We start from the raw sequence: 3,514 nt of genomic DNA, 5'->3' as shown, positions 1-3,514 counted from the left end.
ATTATTCAAACCTTTGACATTGCCAAGCCCTGGTGTATATCGCGATGTAGCTGATCGAGAAAAAGCCTTTGAAGAGTCTTTGGCCGAATTAGAACGCATCCTCAACGAAGAGGGCGATGAAATCACAGCTCTCGTTATGGAACCATTAGTACAAGCTGCAGCAGGCATGCTTGTTATGCCTCATGGCTATTTGAAACGGGTTCGTGAATTAACGGCGAAACATGACGTATTCCTCATTGTCGATGAAGTAGCCACAGGCTTTGGTCGTACAGGTAAATTCTTTGCCTGTGAACACGAAGGGGTAGCGCCAGACTTCATGACCTTGTCCAAAGGTATTACTGGCGGTTATATGCCTCTCGCTGCTACATTGACGACACAACGTGTATTCGATGCCTTCCTCGGTACATTTGAAGAAAAGAAAACCTTCTACCATGGCCACTCCTATACAGGGAATGCCTTGGCTTGTGCCGTCGCACTAGCTTCTTTACAAGTATTCCGCGATGAAAAGGTTATCGAAGGATTACCTAAGAAAATCGAGGCTTTCACCAATGCATTGAAGCCAATTGAAAACTTGAAACATGTTAAAGAGGTTCGTCAACGAGGCCTCATCGTAGGGATTGAACTTGAAAAAGATGTGGCTACTCATGAGGCGTATCGTCCAAATGATGCGGTAGGGGCTAAAGTGGCCATCCTTGCTCGTGAACAAGGCCTCATCTGCCGTCCAATCGGTGATGTGGTAATCCTCATGCCGCCATTGGCGTCCACTGTGGAACAATTAGAGGATATGGTTCGCATTGTTGGTGAAAGTATCCAACGCGCTACTGAAGAAGAGGGAATCCTCGAAGACTTACGACCAATAATTCTATAACAATTTACGGCTAAGTATTTTATAAAGATTTAAGGTAAACGTAAAAGCTATATATGTCATGATTCTACGGTTCTAGAGTCGTCGGCATATATAGCTTTTTATATGTTTAGCGGATAATGTTTCGTTAAGTCTTTAAACTATAGACTATACATTGTGAAAATTCGATGATATTTTTGCATATCTATGATACTATATACGTATAAAGGAGGTCATCGTATGGACATTTATGTAATTATGCAAGTTATTATTTTATTTGGTGCCATCTTCCTCGGCGTTCGTCTAGGTGGTATGGGCATCGGTTACGCTGGCGGCCTTGGTGTAGTGTTGTTAAGCCTCGGCATGGGGATGTTCCCAGGGCAGATTCCTTGGGATGTAATCCTCATCATCATGTCTGCTATCGCTGCTATTTGTGCTTTACAACTCGCTGGCGGTCTCGATTATTTGGTGCGTATTGCAGAAGGTATTTTGCGTAAAAATCCTAAGCATATCAACTACTTAGCACCAACAGTTACGTATTTCTTAACGCTATTGGCTGGTACAGGTCATACAGCATTTTCTATGATTCCTGTAATTGTAGAGGTGGCAAAAAGTGAAAATATTAAGCCATCTGTACCATTATCCATTGCCGTTGTAGCAAGCCAAATTGGTATTACAGCGAGCCCAGTATCCGCAGCAGTTGTTGCTATGAGTGGTTTCCTTGAACCATATGGGGTTAACTATCCAACATTGCTTGCCATCTGCATTTCTACTACATTCGTAGCGGTTATGATTACGGCATTTATCATGTCTACCTTCGCGAATAATGATTTGTCTTCCGATCCAGTTTACCAAGAACGTCTGGCAGCAGGTCATGTGGCTCCACCTCGTGAAAAGAGTGCTGATTTCCACTTGAAACCAGGTGCGAAAACTTCTGTATTGATTTTCTTGATTGGTATTATTTGTATCGTATTCTATGCAACTGCCATCTCCAAGAACATTGGTCTTATTAAACCTGTTATTTTGGGTCGAAATGATGCCATCGTTGGTTTCATGATGGTAATTGCAGCGGCTATTACATTCTTTTGTAAAATTGATACAGCACAACTTGTTAATACAAGCACATTTAAATCCGGTTTATCCGCATGTGTCTGCGTACTAGGCGTAGCATGGTTGGGCGATACTTTTGTAAAAGGTCATATTCCTGAAATTAAAGCTCTTGCATCTAGCTTGGTAACAGCATATCCATTCCTATTAGCTGTAGCATTCTTCTTTGCTAGTACATTGTTGTATAGCCAAGCGGCGACTACACAAGCATTGGTACCAGCTGTAATTCTAGCTCTCGGTATTACTCCAGAGAACCCAGGATCCGTATACATTATCATCGCATCCTTCGCAGCTGTATCTGCACTCTTCGTATTGCCTACATACCCAACACTTTTGGGGGCTGTACAAATGGACGATACCGGCTCAACACGAATCGGTAAGCTTGTATTTAACCATCCGTTCTTCATCCCTGGTGTACTTGCCATCGCGATTTCAGTAGCACTTGGCTTCGTAGTAGCGCCATTGATGTTGTAATAGGTGAAAGTTAAATAAAGCTAATACGAAACATCATAAAATTACAAAAGGACGTAACTCTTAAAGTTACGTCCTTTTTCTTGCATTTACTTATAGATTTTTACTCGCCTTTATTCTTGCAGTTTTTACAGATCCCCGCAATTTCTAGATGATGTTCTGTCACCGTAAAGCCTGCATCAATTAATTCCTGTGGCATTTCTACAACAGGGCATGTGTGCAGAGGTATCATGGCTCCACATTTTGTACACACTGCATAGTGGCGGTGTGTATGCGGTGTAATTTCATAATATGCCATATCGCTACCCATGAGTGTTGTACGGGTAACGATTTCCTTTGCTTCTAACAGCTCAAGAGTGCGGTAAATAGTAGACATCCATGTAGTGCTACCATCGCCTAATCGCTCTGCGATTTCCATAGCCGTAATAGGTTTATCTGTAGTTGTTAATACGGACCAAATGGCTTCACGCTGTTTGGTCTTTTTTATGCCTTCTGGCCAAGTTGTTGTCTTCATAACTCTCTTTCGACTTTATTTTAATACTAAACGTGCTATACATTTGTATAATTGAATGTTTTATATGGCTAATACAATATCAAATATGTTATCGGATTTAGTTAGCTATATTTTAAATAAAACTAGTTATATTATTTAACTCTGATTAGCTATATTACTCTAACTAGCTATATTGTTTGTGCCTAAATACATTAGTTATGGTTTTAGCCTACTTGCTAAATTGGATTCGTCTTATGATAGCCCGAATATTTTTAATGACTAACACCACTAGCAAGATTCCTACCGACGTTAGAGATACGAAACCACCAGGAGCCACATTAAGATAGTATGATCCGAATAGACCAATAATCATGGCAAGCAAACTAAATCCAATGGAGCATAGTAAAGTCGTTCTAAATCCTTTTTCTAGTTGTAAGGCTGATGCAACGGGCAGAGCAATCATTGCACTTAGTACAAGGACGCCGACGATTTTAATGGAAATAGACACGGCTGCAGCCATTAGAATAGCAAAGATATAGTTAATAAAATCTACCTTAACACCGGCTACACGAGCTGCTTCTTCATCATAGGCGATGTAT

Annotated in this window: 4 protein-coding genes; 2 read left to right on the top strand and 2 right to left on the bottom strand. The window is 40.9% G+C overall.

Annotation, left to right across the window (positions count from 1 at the left end):
* The coding region (locus tag Q7P05_RS00400; protein ID WP_303930000.1) for an aspartate aminotransferase family protein at nt 1–868 on the top strand (868 nt) is incomplete at its 5' end.
* 216 nt (nt 869–1,084) lie between these two features.
* Nucleotides 1,085–2,425 (top strand): anaerobic C4-dicarboxylate transporter, encoded by a 1,341-nt coding sequence (locus tag Q7P05_RS00395; protein WP_303929999.1) that lies wholly within the window; start codon nt 1,085–1,087, stop codon nt 2,423–2,425.
* Between the two features lie 100 nt (nt 2,426–2,525).
* On the opposite strand, the gene Q7P05_RS00390 is transcribed toward Q7P05_RS00395, so the two are convergent.
* Nucleotides 2,526–2,936, bottom strand: a complete 411-nt coding sequence (locus Q7P05_RS00390) for a Fur family transcriptional regulator (RefSeq protein ID WP_303929998.1) — start codon at nt 2,934–2,936, stop codon at nt 2,526–2,528.
* Between the two features lie 208 nt (nt 2,937–3,144).
* Nucleotides 3,145–3,514 (bottom strand): metal ABC transporter permease (locus Q7P05_RS00385; protein WP_303929997.1); only part of this gene is annotated, 370 nt, incomplete at its 5' end.

It is taken from the genome of Veillonella dispar, assembly GCF_937975875.1.
Taxonomy (GTDB): Bacteria; Bacillota; Negativicutes; order Veillonellales; family Veillonellaceae; genus Veillonella; species Veillonella dispar_B.
The sequence above is the reverse complement of the archived record's forward strand: the minus strand, read 5'-3'. Positions and strand labels throughout refer to the sequence as shown.

Excerpts from the sequence above, each read along its gene's own strand:
- Q7P05_RS00395 (WP_303929999.1), top strand. The coding sequence starts at position 1,085 with ATGGACATTTATGTAATTATGCAAGTTATTATTTTATTTGGTGCCATC.
- Q7P05_RS00390 (WP_303929998.1), bottom strand. The coding sequence starts at position 2,936 with ATGAAGACAACAACTTGGCCAGAAGGCATAAAAAAGACCAAACAGCGT.